Below are 25,555 nucleotides of genomic sequence, written 5' to 3'. Positions count from 1 at the left end.
TGCAATCCTCAGGTTACGCATCCGGCTGAGCCTGGAACGGCGATTCTTTATCCGTACGTTCCTTGGTACCCCAGGCGGCAATGCCGACCTTGAGCGCATAGAACAGGATGCTGAACACCACGAACAGGAACAGCGCAGTCAGCGTTGCGTTGGTGTAGGCGTTATAGATTACATGCTGCATCTGCTCGATGCTCTTGGCCGGGGCCAGGATTTGCCCGTTGGCCAACGCACCGCTGTATTTCTTCGCCAGCGACAGAAAGCCGATTGCCGGGTTGGCGTCGAACAACTTGATGAAGCCTGCGGTGGTGGTGCAGATCAGCAGCCACACTGCTGGGAGCATGGTCACCCAGACGTAGCGTTGGCGCTTCATTTTGATCAGCACCACGGTCGCCAACATCAGCGCGATACCCGCCAGCATCTGGTTGGAGATGCCGAACAGCGGCCACAAGGTGTTGATGCCGCCCAGTGGGTCGATCACGCCTTGGTACAGCAGGTAACCCCACATCGCCACGCAACCGGCGGTTGCGATCAGGTTGGCAGTCCAGGACTCAGTGCGTTTCAGCGCAGGCACGAAGGAGCCGAGCAAATCCTGCAGCATGAAACGTCCGGCACGGGTACCGGCGTCGACGGCCGTCAGAATGAACAGCGCTTCGAACAGGATTGCGAAGTGGTACCAGAACGCCATGGTGTTTTCACCCGGCAGCACACTGTGCAGGATCTGCGCGATACCGACCGCCAGGGTCGGCGCACCGCCGGCACGGGCCAGGATGGTGGTTTCACCGATGTCCTTGGCCACCGCTTGCAGCGCTTCCGGGGTAATTGCAAAACCCCAGCCGCTGACAGCTTGTGCCACAGCCACCACGTCACCGCCGACCACCGCCGCCGGGCTGTTCATGGCGAAGTACACGCCTGGCTCAATCACCGAAGCGGCAACCATTGCCATGATCGCCACGAAGGACTCCATCAGCATGCCGCCGTAACCGATGTAACGGGCGTTAACCTCGTTATCCAGCAACTTTGGCGTGGTGCCGGAGGAGATCAGTGCGTGGAAACCCGACACCGCGCCACAGGCAATGGTGATGAACAGGAACGGGAACAGACCGCCCTTCCACACCGGCCCGGTGCCGTCGATGAACTGGGTCAATGCCGGCATTTTCAGCTCAGGCATGGTGATCAGAATGCCGATCGCCAGCGCAACGATGGTGCCGATTTTGAGGAAGGTCGACAGGTAATCGCGAGGGGCGAGAATCAGCCACACCGGCAACACTGCCGCCACAAAACCGTAGCCAATCAGCATCCAGGTGATCTGAATCCCGGTAAAGCTGAACGCCTTGGCCCACACCGGGTCAGCGGCAATCTGCCCGCCCAGCCAGATCGAACCCAGCAACAACGCCACACCGATCACCGAGATTTCACCGATGCGGCCCGGGCGGATGTAGCGCATGTAAATGCCCATGAACATCGCGATCGGGATGGTCGCCATCACCGTGAAAATACCCCATGGACTTTCGGCCAGGGCTTTGACCACGATCAGCGCCAGCACCGCGAGGATGATGATCATGATCAGGAAACAGCCAAACAGCGCGATGGTCCCGGGGATGCGGCCCATTTCTTCACGGACCATATCGCCCAGGGAGCGGCCGTTGCGGCGGGTGGACATGAACAGGACCATGAAGTCCTGAACCGCACCCGCCAGCACGACGCCCGCAATCAGCCACAGCGTACCGGGCAGGTAGCCCATCTGCGCCGCCAATACCGGACCGACCAGAGGCCCCGCGCCAGCGATGGCCGCGAAGTGGTGACCGAAAAGGATGTGTTTGTTGGTCGGCACATAGTCCAGACCGTCATTGTTGAGCACGGCAGGTGTAGCCCGACGCGGATCGAGTTGCATCACATTGTTAGCGATGAACAGGCTGTAGTAGCGGTAAGCGACCAGATAAATGGCCACGGCGGCGACCACTATCCACAAGGCGTTGATCGCCTCGCCTCGGCGCAATGCCACTACACCCAGGGCGCACGCTCCCAGGATTGCCAGCAGCAGCCAGGGTAGGTGGCGTAGCAGGCTATTATTATTTTTCATTTTATGATTCCAGCCAGAGTGGACAAGAAAGACAGCCACCCCGAGTTTAGCGCTACTGGCCTCAAAGGCCACCCCCAACATTGGTCTAGAACCTGTCTTGCTGGCAGGCTTTAACAATGCGGGTCTATAGTCAGCGGACATTCAGAGGATTGCGCCATGAGTGACCACCCTGCTGATCGCCGCCGCTTCAAACGTATTGCGTTCGATGCCCGAACCGAGCTGAGCCAGGGGGAATTCATCTGGCCAGTGAAGTTGATCGACCTGTCGCTCAAGGGGCTGCTTATCGAGAAGCCCGAGCCGTGGCTGGGTAATCCAGACTGGCATTTCCTGGTTGATATTCATCTTAACGAAGACGTCGAGATCAAGATGGATGTGATGTTGACCCACGATGACCATGGTCAGCTCGGGTTTGTCTGCAAACACATCAGCCTGGAATCGATTGAACGGCTGCGGCGGTTGATCGAGTTCAATCTGGGCGACCCCGAGGAACTGGAGCGCGAATTGGGCGCCCTGATCGAAATCTGAAGGCCAATCCCATTTAATGTGGGAGCGAGCCTGCTCGCTCCCACAGGGTTCGTGTCCGGTTTACCCGTTATTCGAACAACGCGTCGAGCGCCTGTTCGAGACGCGTCACGGCAATAATCTGCAATCCCGGCGGCGCCTCTTTCGGCGCGTTGCCCTTGGGCACGATGGCGCGCTTGAAGCCGTGCTTGGCCGCCTCTTTCAAGCGTTCCTGGCCACTCGGCACCGGACGCACTTCACCCGACAAGCCGACTTCGCCGAACACCAGCAGATCATGGGGCAGCGGCCGGTTGCGCAAACTGGACATGACCGCCGCCATCAAGGCCAGGTCGGACGCTGTTTCCAGCACCTTCACTCCACCGACCACGTTGAGGAACACGTCCTGATCATGAGTCGGTATGCCGCCGTGGCGATGCAAAACCGCCAACAACATGGCCAAGCGATTCTGATCCAGACCGAGCGTCACACGGCGCGGGTTGGCGAGATGGCTGTCGTCCACCAATGCCTGAACTTCCACCAGCATCGGCCGGGTGCCTTCCCACGTTGCCATGACCACACTGCCCGGGACTTCTTCCTGAGCGCGAGTCAGAAAAATCGCCGAAGGGTTGGAGACTTCTTTCAGGCCCTTGTCGGTCATACCGAACACGCCCAATTCATTCACCGCGCCGAAACGGTTTTTCACCGCCCGCAACAAACGCAGGCGCCCATCGGATTCGCCTTCGAAATACAGAACGGTGTCGACCATGTGTTCCAACACTCGGGGGCCGGCCAACGCGCCTTCTTTGGTGACATGGCCCACGAGGAAAATCGCCGTGCCACTTTGTTTGGCGTAACGCACCAGCAACGCCGCACTTTCGCGCACCTGAGAGACGCCACCCGGTGCTGATTGCAGTTGCTCGGTGAAAATCGTCTGGATCGAGTCGATCACCATCACCTTGGGCTTTTCCTGCCGGGCCGTGGCGATGATGGTTTCAATGCAGGTTTCGGTCATCACCCGCAGTTGATCCTGAGGCAAGCCCAGGCGTCGGGCACGCATGGCCACTTGTTGCTGGGATTCTTCGCCGGTGACATAAAGCGCCGGCATGCTCTTGGCAAGGTTGCACAAGGTTTGCAATAAAATTGTCGACTTGCCGATGCCGGGATCACCACCGATCAACACCACCGAGCCATCCACCAGACCGCCGCCCAGAACGCGATCCAGCTCGCTGGACGCCGTGGAGAAACGCGGAATCTCTTCAACGCTGACTTCGGCCAGGGTCTTGATCTGCGCCTGCTGGCCGGTCCAACCGGTGCGACCGCTGGGGGCTGCGGCGCCGCCGCTCTCCACCATGGTTTCGGTCAGGGTGTTCCAGGCCCCGCATTCGCCGCACTGGCCGGCCCACTTCGGGAAGGTTGAGCCGCACTCGGTGCAGCCGTACATGCGCTTGGCCTTGGCCATCTGAACTCCCGGCAAAAACCGCGATGATAGCTCAGCTAGCGCGGATCAGCGCGGCGCCGCCGTGCGGATTTCACCGCTGGCCAGACGCGCGGCACTGTTGCCCAGCGGATCTTCGGCGTTCATGTCCGCGCCTTTGGCCTTGAGTTCGTCGAGCAACCCGACGCGCTTGAACAAACCGGCATACATCGCGGCAGTCTGCCCCGCGCCGTTGCGTTGGTCGGGGCTGCAATTGGCCGCCAGCAGGGTCCTGGCAATCTGCATTTCGCCTTTGAAAATCGCACCCATCAATGCCGTGTTGCCGCGTTGATCCTGGGCACAGGCGTCCGCCCCGGCAGCGAGCAAACGCTCCACTGCGGCGCCCTGGCCGTGATAGGCGGCCAGAATCAGTGCGGTGTACCCCTTGCTGTCACGGGTATCGAGGGAATAGCCAGCCTCGATGAAGGTCTCGAGCATCGGCACATCGCCGCGTCGAGCGGCATCGAAATAGTAATCCTCTAATTGGGCTTTCAGCGCCGCAGGGGCTTTCGAGGCTTGCGCGTCAGACCCGACGAACATACTGAGCGACCAACACGCCAGAAACACAGACAGATAAAAACGCATGGCAGAGCTCCTTGATCAGACGGGACCTCGCATGAGGTCCCGCTTCAGGCGGATGGATCAGTCGACCAGTTTGGCCGCCAGCGCCTTGACCCGAGCCAGATCACCCTTGGCTACTTTGGCCACCCCGGTCCCGTATTCCGGGTCGGCCTTGTATAGGAAGGACAGGATGATGTGCTTGCTCTCATCATCGGTGGTGGCCAGTGAGCCACCGAAACTGTCGATCAGGTCCTGACGTTCCTTCGGGTTGAACGAGCGATACAGATCGCCGGCCTGCTTGAAGTTCTGCTCACGTTGAATCTTCGCCTGCTGCGTGCTGCCCGACAGGGTCGACTGGCTGTAACGCGCGGTTTGCGGCTCTTCACGGGCCAGCAAGCGACTTGGCTGGTAATTCACGCCTGTGCTGCTGGCGCCGATGTTCATTGCGCCATCCTGATTACCGTTGTTCACGGCGACTTTGGGTGCATTGATCGGCAGCTGCAGAGCGTTGGCCCCCAGACGATACAGTTGGGTATCGGCATACGAGAACACTCGCCCTTGCAATAAGCGATCTTCCGAAGGTTCGATACCCGGAACTAAATTGGCCGGGGCCATGGCCACTTGTTCGGTTTCCTGGAAAACATTCGCTGGATTGCGGTTCAACACCATTTGTCCAACTTTTCGCTCTGGAACACCTGGCCAAATTTTGGTCGCATCCAATGGATCGAAATCAAACTTGGACAAGTCTTGCGGATCTATAACCTGGATGTACAAGTCCCATTTCGGGAAGTCACCCTTGTTAATATGTGAAACCAAGTCGTTGGTCATATGACTGTAGTCTTGACCTTGAACACCCGTCACTTCTTTAGGGTCAAGATTTTTTATCCCCTGCAAACTTTTCCAGTGAAATTTTACATAGTGCACATCACCTTTGGCATTAACTAACTTGTAGGCATGTACACCGTTACCGTCCATTTCCCGATAACTGGCCGGCGTGCCGGAGTTGGAATACAACTCGGTCAAGGTACGAGTGGCTTCCGGAACATGGGAGAAAAAGTCGAAACGACGGGAATCGTCGTCAAGGTTGGTGCGCGGGTCTGGCTTGAAGGCGTGGACCATGTCTGGAAACTTGATCGCGTCACGGATGAAGAAGGTCGGAAAATTGTTGCCAACCAGGTCCCAGTTGCCGTCTGCGGTATAGAACTTGGTGGCGAACCCCCGCGGATCACGCAAGGTTTCCGGTGAATGGTTGCCATGGACCACAGCGGAAAAACGCACGAATACCGGCGTGCTCTGGCCGCTGGCAAATACCTTGGCCTTGGTCAGGTCGCTGAGGTCGTCGGTCACGGTGAACGTGCCATGGGCGCCAGTGCCACGGGCATGCACCACGCGTTCGGGAATGCGTTCACGGTCAAAACGCTGGAGTTTCTGGATCAATTGTATGTCTTGCAACAGCACCGGCCCGGTCGCGCCAGCGGTTTGCGAGTTCTGGTTGTCGCCGACGGCGGCGCCGTTATCGCGGGTCAACGTCGCCGCGCTGACGGAGAAGGACAGCAGGCTGGCGGTCAGAACGCCAAACGTACGACGGAGGGGCAAAGCCCCGAGGCCGAGGGGAGTTGTCATGGAAGTTTCCTCTGATTTTATAAGGCGCATCCAGGTGCGCCCCACAGAGGCTAGTGACCCAAAGGCCAAAACATAAATAGAAATCCCGTACCGAGCCGATAGCGAAAAGGTTCTGGAAAGCCCGGTCTAGAGCGGGTAATCGCGCGCGTCTGGTGGCACTTTGTAAACTAATTGGCGGAAGATGAGTCGATAGGAGCGAGCATCGTAAGGCGGTGTTTCGAGCAGGAGCCGTTTTGCTGCTTTACACTGCGTTCACCAACCTCATCTGTAACAAGGAAATAACCTATGGGCGTGATAAGTGAGTTCAAGGCCTTCGCGGTCAAAGGTAATGTGGTCGACATGGCCGTGGGTATCATCATCGGCGCGGCCTTCGGCAAAATCGTTTCGTCGTTTGTCGGCGACGTGGTGATGCCGCCAATCGGCCTGCTGATCGGTGGGGTGGACTTCAGTGACCTGGCCATTACGCTCAAGGCAGCCAATGGTGATGTCCCCGCGGTGATGCTGGCCTACGGTAAGTTCATCCAGAGCTTGATCGACTTCATCATCGTCGCCTTCGCGATCTTCATGGGCGTCAAGGCCATCAACCGTCTGAAGCGCGAAGAGGCCGTTGCGCCCACCCTGCCGCCGGTTCCGACCAAGGAAGAAGAGCTGCTGGAAGAGATTCGCGATCTGCTCAAGGCCCAGAATAATCGGCCCTGATGACTGATCACCCGGTAAAAACGGCGCCTTCGGTGCCGTTTTTTACCAGTAGTTTTCCACTGCCACCTGGCCGGGTCGTCGACTGAGGCTCAGGTGCATGCCCCGTTGTTTGAGCAACTTGCGTGTGTCATCGATCATCTGTGGATTACCGCAGAGCATTACCCGTGAATGCTCGGCTGTCAGCGCTACACCAGCCGTCCGCTCCAGCTCGCCATTTTCCATGAGTGTCGTGATCCGCCCATTCAAGGCACCTGGATGCTGCTCGCGCGTGACGGTGGCGATGAACTGCAGCTTGTGCGCGTACTCGGCCAGATAATCGCGCTGTGCCAGCCCTGCAATCAGCTCCTGATACGCCAGCTCCCGCGCTTCGCGCACGCTGTAGACCAGGATGATGCGCTCGAATTTTTCCCAAACCTCGAAGTCCTGCAAGATCGACAAAAACGGCGCCAGCCCGGTGCCTGTGGATAACAACCAGAGGTCACGGCCATCGACGAAGCGATCCAGCGTCAAATAGCCAAAAGCCTGCCGGTCGACCAGCAGCGTATCGCCGACTACCAGCCGACTCAGTTCACTGGTGAACTCCCCTCCCGGTACAACAATGGAGAAGAATTCCAGGAACTCGTCATAGGGTGACGAGACCATGGAATAAGCCCGCCACACCGTACTCCCGTCTGTCTTGGTGACCCCCAACCGGGCGAATTGCCCTGCGCGAAAACGAAAACCTGGGTCCCGGGAGGTTCGCAGAGTAAACAGGTTTGGCGTCAATGGCTGGACATCAAGCAGGGTCTGGCACGTGAATTTTTCTGCACTGGCAGTCATGGGTCACTCCATTCAACAGATGGAGCCAGTGTCCCGCAAAGCAGGCGGCGTAAACACCGGTGATTTGTAATGGCTTTCCGTTCCGACCCACTAACAATGCAAATATAAATATTACAATGCAGCCATTGATCCTGCTGTCCCGCGGTAGAAGACCTAAGAACCGGTTATTCAGTTAGTGGTTTTCTAAAGAACGAAAAAATCCAGCATGCAAGTAGGAATTCTCCTACACTGCTGGCGTGCCGGATCTTGGATCCAAAAAGCACCAAACTCAAGTAAGTCCGCATGGAGTTACCCAATGAACGTGTGGAAGGAATCACAGTTAACACAGCTTTCTTACGCTCAGAAAATGGAAACCGCATACGAGATTTCTCTCAATCTCGTCAAGAATCTTGGCTTTAATTTCTGCGCATTTTCAATAACCTCTCAAACAAAGGGGACACACCGCAATCAGATCCAGCTGAATAACTACCCCACCGAATGGAACACAAGATATGAACAAGAGCACTTCGGTGAAGTCGACCCGATACTAGCCCATTGCAAACACTCCGAATTGCCGATTCTTTGGCAGGAAGAGGTGTTCTCAAAGACACCGACGCTGTGGCAAGCACAAAAACAGCAAGGCTTGCACTATGGCTGGTCTCAATCCGTTCATGATCAGAATGGGCTTTGCAGCATGCTAAGCCTGGCCAGAAGCAACTGCCCGATTACTACGTATGATCTGTACAAAAATCTGGGCTATGCGATGTTCATTAGCCGTCACCTGCACGGGCTTGTTGCGAAAGATCTACCTGTGCCCTCGAAACCGGGCACAGTGCATTTATCATCCCGAGAAATCGAGGTATTGAAGTATTCAGCCGATGGCAAGACGGCATACGAGATCGCGATCATCCTCAACCTGAGTGAAAGCACGGTACAGTTCCATATACGCGGCGCCATCCGAAAATTCGGCGTCAACAACAAGATTGCGGCCGTGATCAGAGCCGCGAGAGCGGGTGTGATCTGAATCTGTTTGAATCTGCGAATCCTCGCGAGTAATCCAAGCGAAAAAAACGTACCATCTGCGATCCAATCCTGAGTGATGCCGTGTGAGATTCCACGACGTAGTCCACTCGGAATGGCTCGCCCGCTACAAGCCCCTGAGCGGCGAGCCACTTGTTGATTATCCTCCGTTGACCACCCAGAGCCCCCTGCCTCATGCCTCTGCTCGAAACCCCTTTCGCTCAACTCGATCTGATCCGCCAGCCAGAACAGCAGAATGAACCGTTGCAAGCATTTGATGCCGCAGACGAATACCTGCTCACTCATCTGGCCGAGCAACAACCGGCAGCCGATACCCGAGTGCTGGTGCTCAACGACAGCTTCGGTGCTTTGGCCGCCAGCCTGGTGGGCAAGGTTCAGGTGATCAGCAGCGGCGATTCGTTTCTGGCTTTTCAGGGGCTGGAAAAAAACCTGATACGCAACGGCCAGGCGTTTGATGCAGTGCCGAATGTGCCTGCCAGCGAAGCGTTCATCGGGCCGTTTGACCGGGTATTGATCCGGGTACCGAAAACCCTGGCCTTGCTGGAGGAGCAACTGATCCGGCTACAGGGCCAACTGGCTCCCGGCGCTCAAGTGATTGCGGCCGCAATGGTGAAGCATCTGCCACGCGCTGCGGGCGATCTGCTGGAGCGCTACATCGGCCCGGTACAAGCCTCGCTGGCCGTGAAGAAGGCCCGGCTGCTGATCGCCACGTCCGAAGCCAGAGCCCCTGCGTTCTCCCCCTACCCGACCCGCTATCGACTCGACGCCCCTGCAATCGAACTGCTCAATCACGCCAACGTGTTCTGCCGCGAGGGGCTGGATATCGGCACGCGGGCGTTTTTGCCACACTTGCCGAAGAACCTCGGCGCAGCGCGAGTTGCCGACCTCGGATGTGGCAACGGCGTGTTGGCGATTGCCAGTGCCCTGCAAAACCCTGAGGCCCACTACACCTTGGTGGATGAGTCGTTCATGGCGGTGCAATCGGCCGCTGAAAACTGGCGTGCGGCGCTGGGTGATCGTGACGTGATCGTGCGGGCCGGCGATGGTTTGGCAGAGCAGGAACCTCAATCTCTGGATGTGGTGCTGTGCAATCCGCCGTTTCACCAACAGCAAGTGGTCGGCGATTTCCTGGCTTGGCGGATGTTCCAGCAGGCACGTGAATCGTTGGTGGTGGGCGGCGCGCTGTACATCGTCGGCAACCGTCACCTGGGTTATCACAGCAAGCTGGCGCGGTTGTTCCGCGGCGTCGAGCAAGTCGCGGCCACCCCCAAGTTCGTCATTCTCAAAGCACGTAAATAAAAGCGAAAAAAAACCCTCCATCGGGAGGGTTATAAATCCGTGCCGCAAGGCAACGGGATGGGAATTTCAGTGGGTGCTCAAACCGGCGGCATTCATGAACATGCGCATCAGCGTGGCCACGATGAACAGTGCCACGACGCTGCCGGTCCAGATCATCGCCAGCCAGCCGAGTCGCTGCCAGAGCGGCTTTTTCTCGGCCGCTTCGATTTCCTGCAACGTAGGTTTGCCAGCCATCATCGCTTTCTCCTCTGGAATGGCGCCGGTATCAATCGCGCGCGTAGTCGTTTAGTGGTAACCATCTTCGTGGGTGACCTTGCCGCGGAACACGTAGTAGCTCCAGAAGGTGTAACCCAGGATGAACGGGATGATGAACAGCGTGCCTACCAGCATAAAGCCCTGGCTTTGCGGCGGTGCGGCGGCGTCCCAGATCGAGATCGACGGCGGCACGATATTCGGCCACAGGCTGATACCCAGACCGCTGTAGCCGAGGAAGATCAGCACCAGGGTCAGCAGGAACGGCGTGTAATGCGCATTGCGGGCCACCGCGCGAATCAGACCGTACAGGGTCACCAGCACCAGAATCGGCACCGGCAAGAACCAGAACAGGTTCGGCAGGGTGAACCAGCGTGCAGCGATCTCAGCGTGGGCCAAGGGCGTCCAGACGCTGACGACGCCAATCACCGCCAGCAACACGAACGCCAATGGCCGCGCCAGGTCATGCATCTGCTCCTGCAATTTTCCTTCGGTTTTCATGATCAGCCAGGTGCAACCGAGCAGCGCATAAGCTACCACCAGCGCCGCGCCACAGAACATTGTGAACGGCGTCAGCCAGTCGAGTGAACCACCGGCGAATTGGCGATTGACCACCGGCAGCCCATCGATGAAGGCACCCAATGCCACGCCCTGGAAGAAGGTAGCGGCGATCGAGCCACCGATGAATGCCTTGTCCCAGAGGTGACGCTTGTCGTCCTTGGCCTTGAAGCGGAACTCGAAGGCCACACCGCGGAAAATCAGCCCGATCAGCATAAAAATCAGCGGCAGGTACAGCGCCGAGAGCACCACCGAATAGGCCAGCGGGAAGGCGCCGAACAAGGCAGCGCCGCCCAATACCAACCAGGTTTCGTTGCCGTCCCAGACTGGGGCGACGGTGTTCATCATGACGTCACGGTCGGTCTTGCCCTTGATGAACGGGAAGAGAATCCCGATTCCCAGATCGAAGCCGTCCATGACCACATACATCATGATGCCGAAGATGATGATCACGGCCCAGATCAGCGGAAGATCAATACCCATGATTCAAATCTCCTTGTTCAGGCTGTGATTGTGATCAGCGTCACCATTGTCATCAGCTGCAGACAACGGACGGGCCGGTGTGCGTTTCTGGCCAGGACCGCCTTCGTTGGTTTCCTTGCCTTCGTCGATCTTCGGCCCTTTGCGCACCAGACGCATCATGTAGCCAAGACCGGCACCGAACAGGGCGAAATACACCACAACGAACATGATCAAGGTGATGCTCATCTGCACGAAGCTGTGCCCGGAGGAAGCGTCTGCCGTGCGCATCAAGCCGTAGACCACCCATGGCTGACGGCCGATTTCAGTGGTGAACCAGCCGGCGAGAATCGCGATCAGGCCGGACGGGCCCATCCACAGCGCCAGGTACAGGAACGGCCGCGAGGTATACAGCCTGTCGCGCTTGCGCAGCCACAGGCTCCACAATCCAGTGAAAATCATCAGCACGCCCAGGCCGACCATGACCCGGAATGACCAGAAGACGATGGTCGAATTCGGCCGGTCTTCAGGCGCGAACTCCTTGAGTGCCGGCACTTGCTTGTCCAGGGTGTGGGTCAGGATCAGGCTGCCGAGGTACGGAATTTCTACCGCGAATTTGGTCTTCTCGGCTTTCATGTCCGGCCAGCCGAACAGGATCAGCGGGGTCGGCTCATCGCCGACGTTTTCCCAGTGGCCTTCGATCGCGGCGATTTTCGCCGGTTGATGCTTGAGCGTATTAACGCCGTGGAAGTCGCCGATAACCGCCTGAATCGGAGCAACGATCAGCGCCATCCACATCGCCATCGAGAGCATGGTGCGGATTGCCGGGTTGTCCTTGCCGCGCAGCAAGTGCCAGGCTGCCGATGAACCGACGAAGAAGGCGGTCGCCACGAACGCTGCGGTCGCCATGTGCATCAAGCGGTAAGGGAATGACGGATTGAAAATAATCGCCAGCCAGTCCACCGGAATGACCTGGCCGTTGACGATTTCATAACCTTGCGGGGTCTGCATCCAGCTGTTGGAGGCCAGAATCCAGAAGGTCGAAATAAGGGTGCCGATGGCCACCATGACGGTAGCGAAGAAGTGCAGCTTGCGCCCGACCTTGTTCCAGCCGAACAGCATGACGCCGAGGAAACCGGCTTCGAGGAAGAAAGCGGTGAGCACTTCGTAGGTCAGCAACGGCCCGGTCACTGAACCGGCGAAGTCCGAAAAACGGCTCCAGTTGGTGCCGAACTGATAGGCCATGACCAAACCGGAAACCACGCCCATGCCGAAGTTGACAGCAAAGATCTTCGACCAGAAATGGTACAAGTCGCGGTAAGTGTCGTTGTGCGTCTTCAGCCACAGGCCTTCGAGCACCGCCAGGTAACTCGCCAGGCCAATGGTAATGGCCGGGAACAGGATGTGAAACGAAATGGTGAATGCGAACTGAATCCGGGCGAGATCAAGTGCCTCCAAACCGAACATAAGTCTTCCTCTGTCAGGTAATACCGGCTGAAGGCTTGCGGCCTACACCCACTGCCCCCACGGATATGGAGTGTGGCGAATTCGAATTCGTTCTTTTTGTACCATCATCACAACGTAGGGAGTCTGGCCATCTGGCCGCCGGATCATTTCCACGAAAGGTCTTGATCTGGATCAAGCAACGTTGAAAGAGTAGTCGCATTTTTGCCGATGGACGGTGTGGTCTATTGCCGCGTGACAGGTTGCCTCATGGGTTTTGTCTTGAGCTGCAATACATTTTTGGATGGGTGGACTAACTGTGGCGAGGGGGCTTGCCCCCGTTGGGCAGCGAAGCGGCCCCTGACCTTGGCAACTGATTTCTACCAGGCACACCGCAGTAACCGGATTTACGACTGCTTCGCAGCCGAACGGGGGTAAACCCCCTCGCCACAGGGGGATTTGTATGTTCTGTGGGATCGGTGTTTAGCTAACTAAATTTATCGCGCTCGCAACTTCTGGTTACAGGTCGGTGATAATCTCGCCCTTCACCTCGCCCAGACCTGCCTTCAGATGCCCAACCAAGCGCCCCTGCTGTTACGTCATCACCGCCCGTTTATCGCGTTCTGGCTGGCTCGGGTGTTTACCGCCAGCGGTTTTCAGATGCTCACGGTGGCTATCGGCTGGAATCTGTATCAACTGACCGGCAACGTGCTCGATCTGGGCCTGGTGGGGCTGGTGGAATTTGCCCCTCGAGTGTTGTTCATGCTGCACACCGGGCATGTCGCGGACCGCTATGACCGGCGCAAGGTCGCGGCAATTTGTCAGTTCCTGCAAGCGCTGATCGCCCTGGCACTGGCCATCGGCAGCGCGACCAACCATGTCACCCGGGAGATGATCTTCATCCTCGCGTTCCTGCTCGGCGCCGCCCGCTCCTTCGAAATGCCGACGACTCAGGCATTGCTGCCGAGCATCGTGCCCAGCGCGTTGTTTCCCCGTGCCGTTGCCGCCGCGCAATCTGCACAACAATCGGCGACCATCGTCGCCCCGGCGCTGGGCGGTTTGCTCTACGCATTCGGCAGTGTCTGGGTGTATGGCCCGACGGTGATTCTTTACCTCATCGCTTGTGCGCTGATGCTCAACCTTCCGGCCCGGCAGACACCGCTGAACAAGGGCAAGGCGACCCTGGATTCGCTGCTGGCGGGCATCCGCTTCATTCGCAGCCGCCCCGACATTCTCGGGGCGATTTCCCTGGATCTGTTTGCCGTCCTGCTGGGTGGCGCAACCGCTTTGCTGCCGGTGTTCGCCAAAGATATTCTGCTGACTGGCCCGTGGGGTCTGGGCCTGCTGCGTTCGGCTCCGGCAGTCGGTGCGCTGCTGATGTCGCTGTTTCTGGCGCGATTTGCCGTGGAGCGAAACGTCGGGCGGGTGATGTTCACGGCCGTGGGTGTATTCGGCGTGGCGACCATCGCTTTCGGCCTGTCGACTTCCTTCTGGTTCTCTCTCGCCGTGCTGGTGGTACTGGGCGCAGCGGACATGATCAGCATGGTGATCCGCGCCTCATTCGTGCAACTGGAAACCCCCGACGAAATGCGCGGCCGGGTCAGCGCTGTGAATGGCTTGTTCATCGGCGCTTCGAATCAGCTCGGTGAGTTCGAATCAGGCCTGACGGCCCACTGGTTCGGCACCGTGCCGGCAGTGGTGATGGGTGGCATTGGCACGCTGATGGTGACCGGAACCTGGATCAAACTGTTCCCGACCCTGGCCAACCGCGACCGTATGCATGTGCCGGTGGAAGAGGTCAGGGTCTGAGGTGGCTCAGGATACGGAGGTCCCGTACCTGCTTCCAAAAGACTGGAAATCAGCACAAAGCATAAATTCTCCGACCAAGTGCAATACAAAGATAGTGCATCAAGTGTAATGTATCGCCTTACACTTTGAGCATGATCAAATCCTTTCAGCACAAAGGCCTTCGTGGCTTCTACGAAACAGGATCGACTCGTGGGATTCGAGCAGATCATGCGAAACGTCTGGCTCGCATGCTGCAGTTCATGGATCGCGCAGTGGCCCCTGACGACCTCGACCTTCCGGGATGGCGATTACACCCGCTCAAGGGTGATCTGATCGAATATTGGTCACTCAGCGTTTCGGGGAACTGGCGGGTTATTTTTCGTTTTATTGGTTCGGATATCGAACTGGTCGACTATCTGGATTACCACTGACAGGAGGCAGGACCATGCCCATGCACAACCCGCCACACCCTGGCGAAACACTCTTGATGGATGTATTGCCCGAGCTTGGTATCAGCGTCACCGAACTGGCCAGGCACCTTGGATTCGCCCGCCCGCATCTTTCGCGAGTGCTGCACGGCCATGCGCCCATCAGTCCGGACCTGGCGGTACGTCTGGAGCGGGCTGGAATCGGTAAGGCCCGGATGTGGTTAGGAGTTCAGACTGACTACGATCTCTGGCAAGCGGAGCAGCGTGAGCAACCCTTAATCGAACCGATTGCTATCCACGCCTGATATTCACTAGACCACCAATTCCCCCGCCACCGTCGACCGCATGGCTTTGCCGCAGAGTTGCTCCACCAGCGTCAGCGCAAACTGCAACGCGGCGCCCGAGCCCTGAGCAGTGATGCAGTTGCCATCGACCACCACCGGTTGATCGATGAAGTTACAGCCCGACAGTTGATTGCTGACCGTGGGCAGGCAAGTCATGCGTCGCTGACGCAAAACGCCAAAGGTTTGCAGCGCGAGTGCCGGAGATTCGGCAATACCGGCGAACAGGCGCCCGGCGGCAGCCTGGTCCTTGATCAATTGTTGCAGGGGTTGGTGGGCCGACAAATGCTGCGCCCCCACGGCACCGCCGGGCAGCACGATCAGGTCGAACGGCTGGGCGAGCAAGTCCACCAACATCGCATCGGCGGTCAAGCGGGTGCCGCGAGCGCAGGTGAGCATGCGCCGTGCCTCGATGCTGGCCACCACCACTTCAACCTTGGCGCGGCGCAGCACATCGATCAGGGTCACGGTTTGCAGATCGTCGATGCCCTCGGCGAGGGTAATCAGGGCTCTAAAGGTCATGGGCGCGGTCCACAGGATGATCTTTAAAGCGTAGTCAGCTTTCCTGACCCTTGTTCGAGCCCAGCCGTTACTTGATGTAAAGCTGCGTCGACATCGTATTGCCGGGTGCATTGATCGAGGTGTCGCTGAACGTGAAGGTGCCGTCCTGCTTGCCTGCCAGGTTGAAGATGTACAGATAGCCGACGGTTTTTTTCCCGGCAGAGCACTCGGTCAGGTTGCCGGTATCAAAAGCACAGACAGGGGTTCGGGTGCCGTCCACTTTGAATCCGTCCAGCGCAACATGAGGCTCGCGACCGTAGCCGACCTCCAGCACGTAGACCTTGATGTTCGGGCCACTGTGGTTGCAGCGCGTCTGGTCCTGACCGTCCGCAATACTTTCAAATCCACAGGATGGCGATTCGACTTTGAGCACCTTCACCTGGCTCAACGGTGGCGCCGTGGCTGCAATAGCTGCTTGAGCTCCGATGAAACAGGTGACCAGCAACCCAAATGCCGCAATCACACGCTTATTAATGCAATACATATCTACCCCCTCCCTCCCCCCAAAAAAACAGCGCGCAGTATGGCGCAGTTCCCTTTTGTGCAAAACATCGACGACGATCGCTGCCATAAGCAGCCATAGCCCCACGCTGCTGGTATGATGCGCGGCTTTTTCCGACCCACAGAAAATACCCAGGCGCCTGCAGCGGTCTGTGCTTTGCTGTTGAGGTCGATACATTCACGGCGCCGGGCGCGCCACGGGGAGCAGACATGCTGGAAAGGCTGTTTCAACTCAAGGCACACAACACCAACGTGCGGACCGAGATTCTGGCGGGCGTCACGACCTTTTTGGCCATGGCCTACATTCTGTTCGTCAACCCGAGCATCCTCGGCGAGACAGGCATGGACAAGGGCGCGGTGTTTGTCGCGACCTGTCTGGCAGCCGCCATTGGCTCGACGACCATGGGCCTGATCGCCAACTACCCGATCGCCCTCGCGCCGGGCATGGGCCTGAACGCCTTCTTCACTTACACCGTGGTCCTGCACATGGGCCATACCTGGCAAGTGGCGCTGGGCGCGGTGTTCATCTCGGCGGTGTGCTTTTTCCTGCTGTCGATCTTCCGCATCCGTGAATGGATCATCAACAGCATCCCGTTACCACTGCGTTCGGCTATTGCCGCCGGTATCGGTCTGTTCCTGGCGCTGATCGCCCTGCACAACGCCGGCATCGTGGTCAGCAACCCGGCGACCATGGTCGGCCTCGGCGACTTGAAGCAACCGGCGCCGATTCTCGCGACCCTCGGCTTTGCCCTGATCGTTGCTCTCGAAGCCCTGAAAGTACGCGGTGCAGTCCTGATCGGCATTTTGTCGGTGACCATCGTCTCCATCCTGTTGGGCTTCACCCCGTTCGGTGGCGTGATGTCGATGCCACCGTCCCTCGCCCCGACCTTCCTGCAACTGGACATCAAAGGCGCACTGGACATCGGTCTGGTCAGCGTGATCTTCGCCTTCCTGTTCGTCGACCTGTTCGACAACTCCGGCACGCTGATCGGCGTCGCCAAGCGCGCCGGCCTGATGGGCAAGGACGGCCACATGCCGAAAATGGGCCGCGCCCTGATCGCCGACAGCACCGCGGCCATGGCCGGTTCCTTGCTGGGCACCTCGACCACAACCAGCTACATCGAATCCGCCGCCGGCGTGAGTGCCGGTGGCCGCACCGGCCTGACCGCCGTCGTGGTCGCGATCCTGTTCCTGCTGGCGCTGTTCTTCTCGCCATTGGCGGCCAGCGTTCCAGCGTTTGCCACCGCGCCTGCCTTGCTGTTCGTCGCCGTACTGATGACATCCGGCCTGGCGGAAATAGACTGGGACGACATCACCGTCGCCGCACCGGTCGTGGTCACCGCCCTGGCCATGCCATTCACTTATTCCATCGCCAACGGCATCGCCTTCGGTTTCATCTCCTGGACTGCCATCAAGTTGTTGTCCGGTCGCGGCCGTGAGTTGAATTCGGCGCTGGTGATTCTGTCGATTCTGTTCGTGATCAAGTTGGGTTGGTTCAACGCATGACTTTTGATTCCCAGGCTTACGCTGTTCAGCTCGAAGAAAAGGTCACGCGCCTGCGCGACCTGCTGGCCCCGTTTGGGGCGCCCGAACCTGCGGTGTTCGATTCGCCGCTGAAAAATTTCCGCCTGCGTGCCGAATTCCGCCTGTGGCGCGAAGCCGGCGAGCGCCATTACGCGATGTTTTCCCAGGAAGACAAACGCACGCCGATCCTGATCGAAGAGTTCCCGATCGCAAGCCTGCGCATCAACCAGTTGATGCCGCAGCTCAAGGCGGCCTGGCAAGCGAGTGCGGCCCTGAGCCACAAGCTGTTTCAGGTGGAGTTCCTCACCACCCTGGCCGGCGATGCGATGATCACCCTGTGCTATCACCGCCCGCTGGACGAGCACTGGCATGCAGCGGCGTCGAAACTGGCAGCCGACCTGAACGTCAGCATCATCGGTCGCTCGAAGGGCAAGCGCGAAGTGATCGGTCACGATTACGTGGTCGAGAAACTTGAAGTTGGTGGCCGCACTTTCAGCTATCGCCAGCCGGAAGGCGCGTTCACCCAACCCAACGGCACGGTGAACCAGAAGATGCTCAACTGGGCGTATGACGCCCTCGGCGATCGTTCCGACGATTTGCTGGAGCTGTATTGCGGCAACGGCAACTTCACCCTGCCGCTCGCGACCCGCGTGCGCAAAGTGCTGGCCACCGAAATCAGCAAGACCTCGGTCAATGCAGCGCTCAGCAACCTGAGCGAAAACGCGGTGGATAACGTCACGCTGGTGCGTTTGTCTGCCGAAGAACTGACCGAAGCCCTGAACGAAGTTCGGCCGTTCCGCCGCCTGCATGGCATCGACCTCAAGAGCTACGAATTCGGTAGCGTATTCGTCGACCCGCCCCGCGCCGGCATGGACCCGGACACCTGCGAACTGACCCGGCGCTTCGACAATATCCTCTACATTTCCTGCAACCCGGAAACCCTCGCGGCCAACATCGCCCAACTGCACGACACTCACCGCATTACCCAATGCGCGATGTTCGACCAGTTTCCGTGGACCCATCACATGGAATCCGGGGTGTTGTTGACCCGGCGTTGATCGCAGCCTCCACCTACAAATCAGCCGTCCACTGGACGGCTTTTTTGTGGGCGATCAAAGCGCCGCATCGGCTTTGCGCGGGCGACCACCCTTCTTGCCATTGGCCCGCGCAGCCTCGGCCTTGGCGGCGCTGCTCTGACGACCATTGCGCGAAGCGATCACCGAGGTCGCCATATCCATCAGCGGTTTGCTCGCCGAAATCAGACCGGCGATGGACACCTGCAGATCCTTGTCTTCATGACAAAGCGCGGCTCCGGCGAAACCGACTTTCAGCCCGGCGAAATCCTCGGTCTCAAAACCATCGAACTCCGGATAGTTTTTTACTGGCAACAATACACCGCTGCCATCCTCGAAACCGACGGCGAGACAGGGATCAAGAAAGATCACCGTCGTCGCATTCAATCCGGCACGACGGCGTGCCTCACCACGCTCGATCGCTTCGTCCAGAGCGCCTTCGGTCACGGGGTGATCGACCTGCATTTTTGCGCTTATCGTTTTCATAATTCGATCTCCACGCCTTCTGGTGCTCCCATCAGGCTCAGCAGGGTCTTGTTGCTCTGCGACTCATAGCGAGCCGAACCAATCATGTAAGTCGTGCTGGCAACCCACTTCATCACGACCACTTCATTGCCCTGCCAATCCCATAACTGATTGTCGAGGCAGGCCGTCTGCAATTTGTCCCACCAGATGCCACGGGCTCGCCGCAGATGAGCAGGTTGCCTGAGCGCCTGACGCAATCCCTCCAGCACAGCCAAAGGAGGTCGATGTGAATGAGGGACGACATCCCAGAGCTCGACCCCGTTGTGCCAGAAGCTGAACCTGAAGCGCGCGTTCCATGTGCCTGCGTCGACGTGAACGTGTGGCGGGCAATGCTCATTACGCAACATGACCACCAGTGAAAACCCTTTGTAGCAGCATACATTCATGCTAACCCATCCGTTAGGTTATAGAGTTCAAAGATTCGCCATTCCTTGAAGAATCCGATAACTGGCGCTGATCGCTTGGATCAACTGTCCACGTTTGAGCCTAGCGTTCCAGGTCGATCGGGCTCCGCCAATCAAGACAAAAAAGAGTAAGCAATCCTTTCATTGCCAACCTGGCCCGTGCTGAACCCGGCACTGTATTTATGCGCTCTTATTTGATAAATACAGACTCAGACACTTCATTTGATTGCCGGTGTAATCAATCATGCAGCGACATTTCGACGATCTTCAGCTGGGCAGCATCGAACTGTTTTGCCTGGCCGCCGAAGCCGACAGCTTTACTGCTGCGGCTCTGGTGGCGGGGGTGACCCCGGCCGCCGTCAGCCGTTCGGTGTCGCGCATGGAAGAACGTTTGGGTGTACGGCTATTTGCGCGTACCACTCGTAGCGTCAGGCTGACCGACAGTGGCCGGCGTTATTTCGAAGAATGTCGCGAGGCTCTCGCGCAACTGGTCGAGGCCCAGCGCGAGGTGATGGGGCAGCAGCAAGAACCTTCCGGCACTTTGCGTATCAGCATTCCCACGACCTATGCCCATCATCGAATCCTGCCTTTGCTACCGGCGTTTCGGGCGCGCTTTCCCGCCGTGAAGGTCGAGGCACATATCAGCAATCGCAACATCGATTTCGTCGGCGAAGGCTATGACATGGCAATCCGTGTGCGGGCCATTCCCGACTCCGGGCTGATTGCCCGGCCGTTGGAGGATGCCGCGCTGGTGATGATTGCCAGCCCTGATTACCTGAAGCGCGCCAGCACCCCGCAGACCCTGGATGAGCTGGCGCAGCACGAATGCATTCAGTACGAACTGCCCAGCAGCGGCCGGCGGATTGCCTGGCTGTTCAACGACAACGGTGTGCCGCTGGAGATTCTCGCCGAGGGCAACTACTGCTGCTCCGATGACGTATTGGGGGGCGTGACGCTGGCGAAACACGGTGCAGGGTTGTTTCAAACCTATCGTTTTATCGTCGAAAACGAACTGGCGGACGGTTCGCTGGTGGAAGTGCTCAAACCCTATGGCGGACGCTCCCGCCCCTTCACTCTGCTGTACCCGCAAAGCCGTCATGTGCCGTTGCGGTTAAGAGCGTTTATCGATTTTCTAGTTGAGCATCTGCCGCGCTGAAAAGATCGCACTTATAGGCGCTGCCGAAGCCTGCGGTCTTTTGTATCTGTCCGATCACCGCACAAATAATCCACGCCAGACGCCCTGTTCAATTGACCTTATTAACCAGTTGGTACAATTTCTCCCCACAGGCTGAAACCCTCGGCCAATGCCAAAAATAATATGTGGAGAGACCCGATGTCCCCTATCGTTCTGGTGCTCAACGGCCCGAACCTGAACCTGCTGGGCACCCGTGAACCGGCGACTTACGGCCACGAAACCCTGGCGGACATTTCAGCGCTGTGCGGTCGCGCTGCCGAAGAGTTCGGCCTGACAGTGGAGTTTCGCCAGACCAATCATGAAGGCGAACTACTCGACTGGATTCACGCCGCCCGTGGCCGCTGCGCAGGGATCGTCATCAACCCGGCCGCGTGGACTCACACCTCGGTCGCCATTCGCGATGCCTTGGTCGCCAGTGAACTGCCGGTGATCGAAGTACACCTGTCCAACGTCCATGCCCGCGAACCCTTCCGGCATCACTCCTTTGTTTCGTCCATCGCCATCGCGGTCATGTGCGGTTTCGGCAGCCACGGCTATCGTTTGGCGCTGGAGCATTTCAGCCAACGTTTGGAAGGTTAAGCGTCATGACACAGAACACCGTGGTATTGGCCGGGCTGATCGGTGCCGGCATCCAGGCTTCCCGCACCCCCGCGCTGCACGAGCATGAAGGCGATGCGCAGGGTTTGCGTTACCTGTATCGGTTGATCGACCTGGATCAATTGAAACTCGACAGCAGTGCCCTGCCCGACCTGCTGATGGCCGCCGAGCGGATGAATTTCACCGGGCTGAATATCACCTTCCCGTGCAAGCAGACGATCATCCCGTTGCTCGACGAATTGTCGCCGGAGGCCCTCGGTATTGGCGCGGTGAACACGGTGGTGCTGAAGGACGGTAAACGCATCGGCCACAACACCGATTGCCTGGGTTTTGCCGAAGGCTTTCGCCGTGGCTTGCAAGGCGTTGCCCTTGAACGCGTCGTACAAATGGGTGCCGGTGGCGCAGGCGCGGCAGTGGCCCACGCGCTATTGAGCGAAGGCGTACAGCTGCTGAGCATTTTCGATGTGGATCAGAGTCGCGCTCAGTCGCTGGCGAACAACCTCAATCAGCATTTTGGTTTCGGTCGCGCCGTGGCCGGGCATGATTTGCCAGGCACGCTGGGTCAGGCTGACGGCTTGGTGAATACCACGCCGATGGGCATGAAAAAGCTGCCGGGCATGCCCGTGCCAGTGGAGCTGCTTCGGGCGCAGTTGTGGGTCGCGGAGATCGTTTACTTCCCGCTGGAAACCGAACTGCTGCGCAACGCTCGCGCGTTGGGTTGCCGAACGCTGGATGGCGGCAACATGGCGGTGTTTCAGGCGGTGAAGGCGTTTGAGCTGTTCAGCGGCGTGGTGCCGGATGCCCAGCGGATGCTGGCGCATTTTCAGAGCATGAATGGTTGAAAAGCCTTCGCGGGCAAGTTCGGATCGCCGCACCGCTCACTCTTACACAGGTCGCGTGATCTGTGTAGGAGCGAGCGGTGCGGCGATCCGACTTGCCCGCGAAGGCGTCAGGCCTGCAGGTATCGCAACACCGACTCGCAAATCATCTCCCGATGACGCTGCTTGATGCTTTCGTCCGGCAAGTCGATCTGAAAGATCTCACCGAAGGTATGACGGTTCGACACGCGATAGAAGCAAAACGAGCTGATCAACAGATGCACATCCAGCGGATCGAGGTCGCTGCGGAATACACCCTCTGCCGCCCCGCGCCGCAAGATCTCGCCCAGTGAATCGAGGATGGTGTTGTTCATCGCCTTGATCGCATCGGAGCGCTTCACATACTCGGCGTTGTGAATGTTCTCGATGCTGACGATGCGCACGAAATCAACGTTGCGATCATGGTGATCGAAAGTGAATTCCACCAACCGCCGAATCGCTTCCACCGGCGCCAGTTCGGCCAGGTGCAAACGGTTTTCGGTGCTGCGGATATCTCCGTAGAGTTTCTCCAGCACCTCGACGTAGAGCTGTTCCTTACTACCGAAGTAGTAATAGATCATGCGTTTGGAGGTGTGGATGCGCTCGGCGATCGCATCGACGCGCGCACCGGAAAGCCCCTGCTGGACGAACTCGACAACGGCCTCTTGAAGGATGTTCTCGCGGGTCTTTTCCGGGTTGTTCTTGCGACTCTTGCGAGGCTCGGCAATTGGCTTTTCGGGCGCTACGGAGAGTTCTGAAATTATTGTCATTGCGGGCTCACGGCCATCACTGCACACGCTGGCGATTATGGGCTGCCTCGCACGGTGAAGGAAGTCGCGAGGCAGCGGTTTTGTACCCGTGTTTACGATTTTCCTACAACTTTGCCTGACGTACGCCACCAGATCGCGATTTAGCCATGGCCGCCAGTCGCACTGCCACGTTGGCCGCGCCATAACCCGCGTAGCCATTTTTGCGCTGGATGATTTCAAAGAAGAACCGTCCTTCAAACGGCTCGGTGTACACATGAAACAGCTCGCCGCCCTGAGCATCGCGGTCGTAGAGCACGTTGAAATAGGCCAGTTCGCTAAGGAACTCATCGTCGAAATCGAACCGCGCGGCGAGGTCATCGTAATAGTTGAGCGGGATATCCAGCAGCGGTACGTCCGCCTCCTTGGCGCGGCTGACTTCGGCAAAGATGTCGTCGCAATCGAAAGCGATGTGATGCACGCCGGAACCGCGATAACTCGACAATGCGTGTGAGATGGCGGTGTTGCGGTTCTCGGAAATGTTCAGCGGCAGGCGGATCGAACTGCAACGGCTGCGCAATGCGCGGCTCTTCACCAAACCATACGGGTCGGGCAGAACCACTTCATCGTCGGCTTCGAAATCCAGCAGGCTTTTATAGAACAGCACCCAACTGTCTAGGCTGTCGGCCGGCAGCGCCATCGCCATGTGGTCGATGCGCTTGAGACCACCGCTGGCCACGGCCGTCGGTTGCAGATTGAAGTCGGTGCCGTAGACGTCGGCGTCCTTGTCCACCAGGTAAATCAGGCTGCCGTCCGGCGCACGCACTGCTGCCAGTTCAAGCTCATTGGGGCCTACGAGTCCTCGATACGGCTGGCCTTTATAAGCCACGGCACGGGCCAGCGCACTGGCGCTGTCCTTGACCCTCACGGCGGTCGCGCACAGCGATGGGCCGTGGGCCTCGAAAAAACTGTGGGCGAAGGAATAAGGCTCAGAGTTGAGGATCAGGTTGATATCGCCCTGACGCAACAGGCTGACGCTCTTGGAACGGTGTTGTCCGGCCTTGACGAAACCCAGCCGCTCCAGCCAATGGGACAGCTTGGCACCGAGGCTTTCGTCCACCGCGAATTCAAGAAACTCGATGCCGTTGTATTCGCTGGCGCTGGGGGTGTCGAACAGAATGTCGCGATTGGCTGCGGGCGTAGCTTCCTGTTCCAGACGTTGGCGGGTTTTCTCTTCCAGATACAGCAACGAACGCAAACCGTCGGCGGCATTGGCCCGCGGCGGTGCGGCGCGAAAGCCGTCATTGAAGATCTCCAGCGACAACGGTCCGGTGTAGCCACTCTTGATGATCGGCGCGAGGAATCCTGGCAGATCGAATTCGCCCTGGCCCGGGAAGCAGCGGAAGTGTCGGCTCCACTCCAGCACGTCCATGGCCAGGATCGGCGCATCGGCCATTTGCACGAAGAAAATCTTGTCGCCGGGAATCTCGGCGATGGCGCTCGGATCGCCTTTGAGCGACAGCGTATGAAAACTGTCCAGCAATACACCGAGGCTTGGATGATCGGCCTGGCGAACGATGTTCCACACCTGTTGATACGTGTTCACATGCCGGCCCCAGGCCAGCGCTTCATAGCCGATCCGCAGGCCACGAATGCTGGCCCGCTCTGCAAGCTGGTGCAAATCATCAATCAGAATCTGCTCATCCCCGATCGAATCGGCCGAGGCGTTACTGCATACCAGCACCAGGTCGGTGCCCAGTTCCTGCATCAAATCGAACTTGCGCTCGGCCCGCTCCAGATTGCGCGGCAGGCGATCGCGGCGGCAACCTTCGAAATCCCGAAAGGGTTGAAACAGCGTAATCGCGATCCCGAGATCGGCGCACATCTGTCTGATTTCCCGCGGGCTGCCGTCGTAGTAGAGAAGATCGTTTTCGAAAATCTCCACCCCGTCAAAACCGGCGGCGGCGATGGCTTCGAGTTTTTCCGGCAGGGTGCCGCTCAAGGAAACGGTGGCAATGGAACGCTGCATGTGTCGACTCCCGGTGGTGGGGACATTCTTGTTGGGCAAATTATTGGCTTGACGAATCCACACAGCAATTCAAAGTGTACTACCCGGTTAGTTTTGCGGGCGATTATCGAACACAATGGCGGTTGGCGAATTGACGATTTTTCGTCCACTGCGCAACATCGACACCACATTGAGTCCGGTCACGACCCCATGGACTCG

26 protein-coding genes are annotated in these 25,555 nt (G+C 58.3%); 12 read left to right on the top strand and 14 right to left on the bottom strand.

Going from position 1 to position 25,555, the window contains the following annotated elements:
* Positions 1–13: 13 nt before the first annotated feature.
* A complete protein-coding gene (locus tag AB4O41_RS20945) occupies positions 14–2,080 on the bottom strand; it encodes a carbon starvation CstA family protein (RefSeq protein ID WP_460144516.1) in 2,067 nt (688 codons plus the stop codon).
* A gap of 156 nt (positions 2,081–2,236) precedes the next feature.
* On the opposite strand from AB4O41_RS20945, the gene AB4O41_RS20940 reads away from it, so the two are divergent.
* The gene (locus AB4O41_RS20940) at positions 2,237–2,605 is read left to right on the top strand and encodes a PilZ domain-containing protein (RefSeq protein ID WP_050681428.1); all 369 of its coding nucleotides are present in this window, start codon (positions 2,237–2,239) and stop codon (positions 2,603–2,605) included.
* Positions 2,606–2,672: 67 nt separating this feature from the next.
* On the opposite strand, the gene radA is transcribed toward AB4O41_RS20940, so the two are convergent.
* The 3 genes from radA to katB are packed head-to-tail and all read right to left on the bottom strand — an operon-like array spanning position 2,673 to position 6,239.
* Positions 2,673–4,040, bottom strand: coding sequence for a DNA repair protein RadA (gene radA, locus AB4O41_RS20935; protein ID WP_007937264.1), 1,368 nt, complete (start codon positions 4,038–4,040; stop codon positions 2,673–2,675).
* A 45-nt stretch (positions 4,041–4,085) separates the two neighbouring features.
* Entirely contained in the window at positions 4,086–4,640 is a 555-nt protein-coding gene (locus AB4O41_RS20930) for an ankyrin repeat domain-containing protein (protein WP_460144513.1), read from the bottom strand.
* 57 nt (positions 4,641–4,697) lie between these two features.
* Positions 4,698–6,239: a catalase KatB gene (katB, locus tag AB4O41_RS20925; protein ID WP_460144511.1), complete on the bottom strand. Its 1,542-nt coding sequence runs from the start codon at positions 6,237–6,239 to the stop codon at positions 4,698–4,700.
* A gap of 285 nt (positions 6,240–6,524) precedes the next feature.
* On the opposite strand from katB, the gene mscL reads away from it, so the two are divergent.
* Complete coding sequence (mscL, locus tag AB4O41_RS20920; RefSeq protein ID WP_008010503.1) at positions 6,525–6,938, top strand: large-conductance mechanosensitive channel protein MscL; 414 nt, start codon at positions 6,525–6,527, stop codon at positions 6,936–6,938.
* A gap of 42 nt (positions 6,939–6,980) precedes the next feature.
* Here the strand turns inward: mscL and AB4O41_RS20915 are convergent, their stop codons facing one another.
* Complete coding sequence (locus tag AB4O41_RS20915; protein WP_460144510.1) at positions 6,981–7,757, bottom strand: ferredoxin--NADP reductase; 777 nt, start codon at positions 7,755–7,757, stop codon at positions 6,981–6,983.
* Positions 7,758–8,052: 295 nt separating this feature from the next.
* Here AB4O41_RS20915 and AB4O41_RS20910 point away from each other — a divergent pair, with 295 nt between their 5' ends.
* Both AB4O41_RS20910 and AB4O41_RS20905 read left to right on the top strand, forming a co-directional pair.
* Positions 8,053–8,760: an autoinducer binding domain-containing protein gene (locus tag AB4O41_RS20910; protein WP_460144508.1), complete on the top strand. Its 708-nt coding sequence runs from the start codon at positions 8,053–8,055 to the stop codon at positions 8,758–8,760.
* Between the two features lie 191 nt (positions 8,761–8,951).
* Entirely contained in the window at positions 8,952–10,076 is a 1,125-nt protein-coding gene (locus tag AB4O41_RS20905; RefSeq protein ID WP_460144507.1) for a methyltransferase, read from the top strand.
* A gap of 66 nt (positions 10,077–10,142) precedes the next feature.
* Here AB4O41_RS20905 and AB4O41_RS20900 read toward each other — a convergent pair whose 3' ends face one another.
* From AB4O41_RS20900 to AB4O41_RS20890, 3 genes are read right to left on the bottom strand one after another with little or no spacing between them, the layout of a single operon-like run.
* A complete protein-coding gene (locus AB4O41_RS20900) occupies positions 10,143–10,310 on the bottom strand; it encodes a DUF2474 domain-containing protein (protein ID WP_082239562.1) in 168 nt (55 codons plus the stop codon).
* A gap of 51 nt (positions 10,311–10,361) precedes the next feature.
* Positions 10,362–11,369 carry a cytochrome d ubiquinol oxidase subunit II gene (cydB, locus tag AB4O41_RS20895; RefSeq protein ID WP_460144505.1) on the bottom strand — a complete coding sequence of 336 codons (1,008 nt, stop codon included), beginning with the start codon at positions 11,367–11,369 and terminating at the stop codon, positions 10,362–10,364.
* 3 nt (positions 11,370–11,372) lie between these two features.
* The gene (locus AB4O41_RS20890) at positions 11,373–12,812 is read right to left on the bottom strand and encodes a cytochrome ubiquinol oxidase subunit I (protein ID WP_460144504.1); all 1,440 of its coding nucleotides are present in this window, start codon (positions 12,810–12,812) and stop codon (positions 11,373–11,375) included.
* A gap of 546 nt (positions 12,813–13,358) precedes the next feature.
* Between AB4O41_RS20890 and AB4O41_RS20885 the strand changes: the two genes are divergently transcribed.
* From AB4O41_RS20885 to AB4O41_RS20875, 3 genes are all read left to right on the top strand, one after another.
* The gene (locus AB4O41_RS20885) at positions 13,359–14,597 is read left to right on the top strand and encodes an MFS transporter (protein ID WP_460144502.1); all 1,239 of its coding nucleotides are present in this window, start codon (positions 13,359–13,361) and stop codon (positions 14,595–14,597) included.
* Positions 14,598–14,728: 131 nt separating this feature from the next.
* The gene (locus tag AB4O41_RS20880; RefSeq protein WP_367373035.1) at positions 14,729–15,007 is read left to right on the top strand and encodes a type II toxin-antitoxin system RelE/ParE family toxin; all 279 of its coding nucleotides are present in this window, start codon (positions 14,729–14,731) and stop codon (positions 15,005–15,007) included.
* A 14-nt stretch (positions 15,008–15,021) separates the two neighbouring features.
* Entirely contained in the window at positions 15,022–15,309 is a 288-nt protein-coding gene (locus AB4O41_RS20875) for a HigA family addiction module antitoxin (protein ID WP_460144500.1), read from the top strand.
* A 6-nt stretch (positions 15,310–15,315) separates the two neighbouring features.
* On the opposite strand, the gene AB4O41_RS20870 is transcribed toward AB4O41_RS20875, so the two are convergent.
* Both AB4O41_RS20870 and AB4O41_RS20865 read right to left on the bottom strand, forming a co-directional pair.
* On the bottom strand, positions 15,316–15,867 hold the full coding sequence (locus AB4O41_RS20870) for a DJ-1 family glyoxalase III (protein WP_460144498.1): 552 nt from the start codon (positions 15,865–15,867) through the stop codon (positions 15,316–15,318).
* Between the two features lie 67 nt (positions 15,868–15,934).
* Positions 15,935–16,390, bottom strand: a complete 456-nt coding sequence (locus AB4O41_RS20865; protein WP_460148391.1) for a DUF4879 domain-containing protein — start codon at positions 16,388–16,390, stop codon at positions 15,935–15,937.
* Positions 16,391–16,617: 227 nt separating this feature from the next.
* Between AB4O41_RS20865 and AB4O41_RS20860 the strand changes: the two genes are divergently transcribed.
* Both AB4O41_RS20860 and trmA read left to right on the top strand, forming a co-directional pair.
* The gene (locus tag AB4O41_RS20860) at positions 16,618–17,913 is read left to right on the top strand and encodes an NCS2 family permease (protein WP_460144496.1); all 1,296 of its coding nucleotides are present in this window, start codon (positions 16,618–16,620) and stop codon (positions 17,911–17,913) included.
* A complete protein-coding gene (gene trmA, locus AB4O41_RS20855) occupies positions 17,910–18,989 on the top strand; it encodes a tRNA (uridine(54)-C5)-methyltransferase TrmA (RefSeq protein WP_201062094.1) in 1,080 nt (359 codons plus the stop codon). The genes AB4O41_RS20860 and trmA overlap by 4 nt, the downstream gene beginning before the upstream one ends.
* A gap of 54 nt (positions 18,990–19,043) precedes the next feature.
* Here the strand turns inward: trmA and AB4O41_RS20850 are convergent, their stop codons facing one another.
* Positions 19,044–19,490, bottom strand: a complete 447-nt coding sequence (locus tag AB4O41_RS20850) for a DUF2442 domain-containing protein (RefSeq protein ID WP_460144494.1) — start codon at positions 19,488–19,490, stop codon at positions 19,044–19,046.
* Positions 19,487–19,915 (bottom strand): DUF4160 domain-containing protein, encoded by a 429-nt coding sequence (locus tag AB4O41_RS20845; protein WP_460144493.1) that lies wholly within the window; start codon positions 19,913–19,915, stop codon positions 19,487–19,489. The genes AB4O41_RS20850 and AB4O41_RS20845 overlap by 4 nt, the downstream gene beginning before the upstream one ends.
* A gap of 262 nt (positions 19,916–20,177) precedes the next feature.
* Between AB4O41_RS20845 and AB4O41_RS20840 the strand changes: the two genes are divergently transcribed.
* The 3 genes from AB4O41_RS20840 (at position 20,178) to AB4O41_RS20830 (ending at position 22,567) form a co-directional block, all read left to right on the top strand.
* Positions 20,178–21,089, top strand: coding sequence for a LysR family transcriptional regulator (locus AB4O41_RS20840; RefSeq protein WP_460144491.1), 912 nt, complete (start codon positions 20,178–20,180; stop codon positions 21,087–21,089).
* A gap of 177 nt (positions 21,090–21,266) precedes the next feature.
* Positions 21,267–21,707, top strand: a complete 441-nt coding sequence (aroQ, locus tag AB4O41_RS20835) for a type II 3-dehydroquinate dehydratase (protein WP_448725294.1) — start codon at positions 21,267–21,269, stop codon at positions 21,705–21,707.
* A gap of 5 nt (positions 21,708–21,712) precedes the next feature.
* Positions 21,713–22,567: a shikimate dehydrogenase gene (locus AB4O41_RS20830; RefSeq protein WP_460144489.1), complete on the top strand. Its 855-nt coding sequence runs from the start codon at positions 21,713–21,715 to the stop codon at positions 22,565–22,567.
* A gap of 107 nt (positions 22,568–22,674) precedes the next feature.
* Here the strand turns inward: AB4O41_RS20830 and AB4O41_RS20825 are convergent, their stop codons facing one another.
* Complete coding sequence (locus AB4O41_RS20825) at positions 22,675–23,352, bottom strand: TetR family transcriptional regulator (protein WP_460144487.1); 678 nt, start codon at positions 23,350–23,352, stop codon at positions 22,675–22,677.
* A gap of 103 nt (positions 23,353–23,455) precedes the next feature.
* A complete protein-coding gene (quiC, locus tag AB4O41_RS20820) occupies positions 23,456–25,357 on the bottom strand; it encodes a 3-dehydroshikimate dehydratase QuiC (protein WP_460144485.1) in 1,902 nt (633 codons plus the stop codon).
* Positions 25,358–25,555: the final 198 nt, after the last annotated feature.

The sequence above is a fragment of the Pseudomonas sp. S2_A02 genome, from assembly GCF_054668495.1.
The sequence above is the reverse complement of the archived record's forward strand: the minus strand, read 5'-3'. Positions and strand labels throughout refer to the sequence as shown.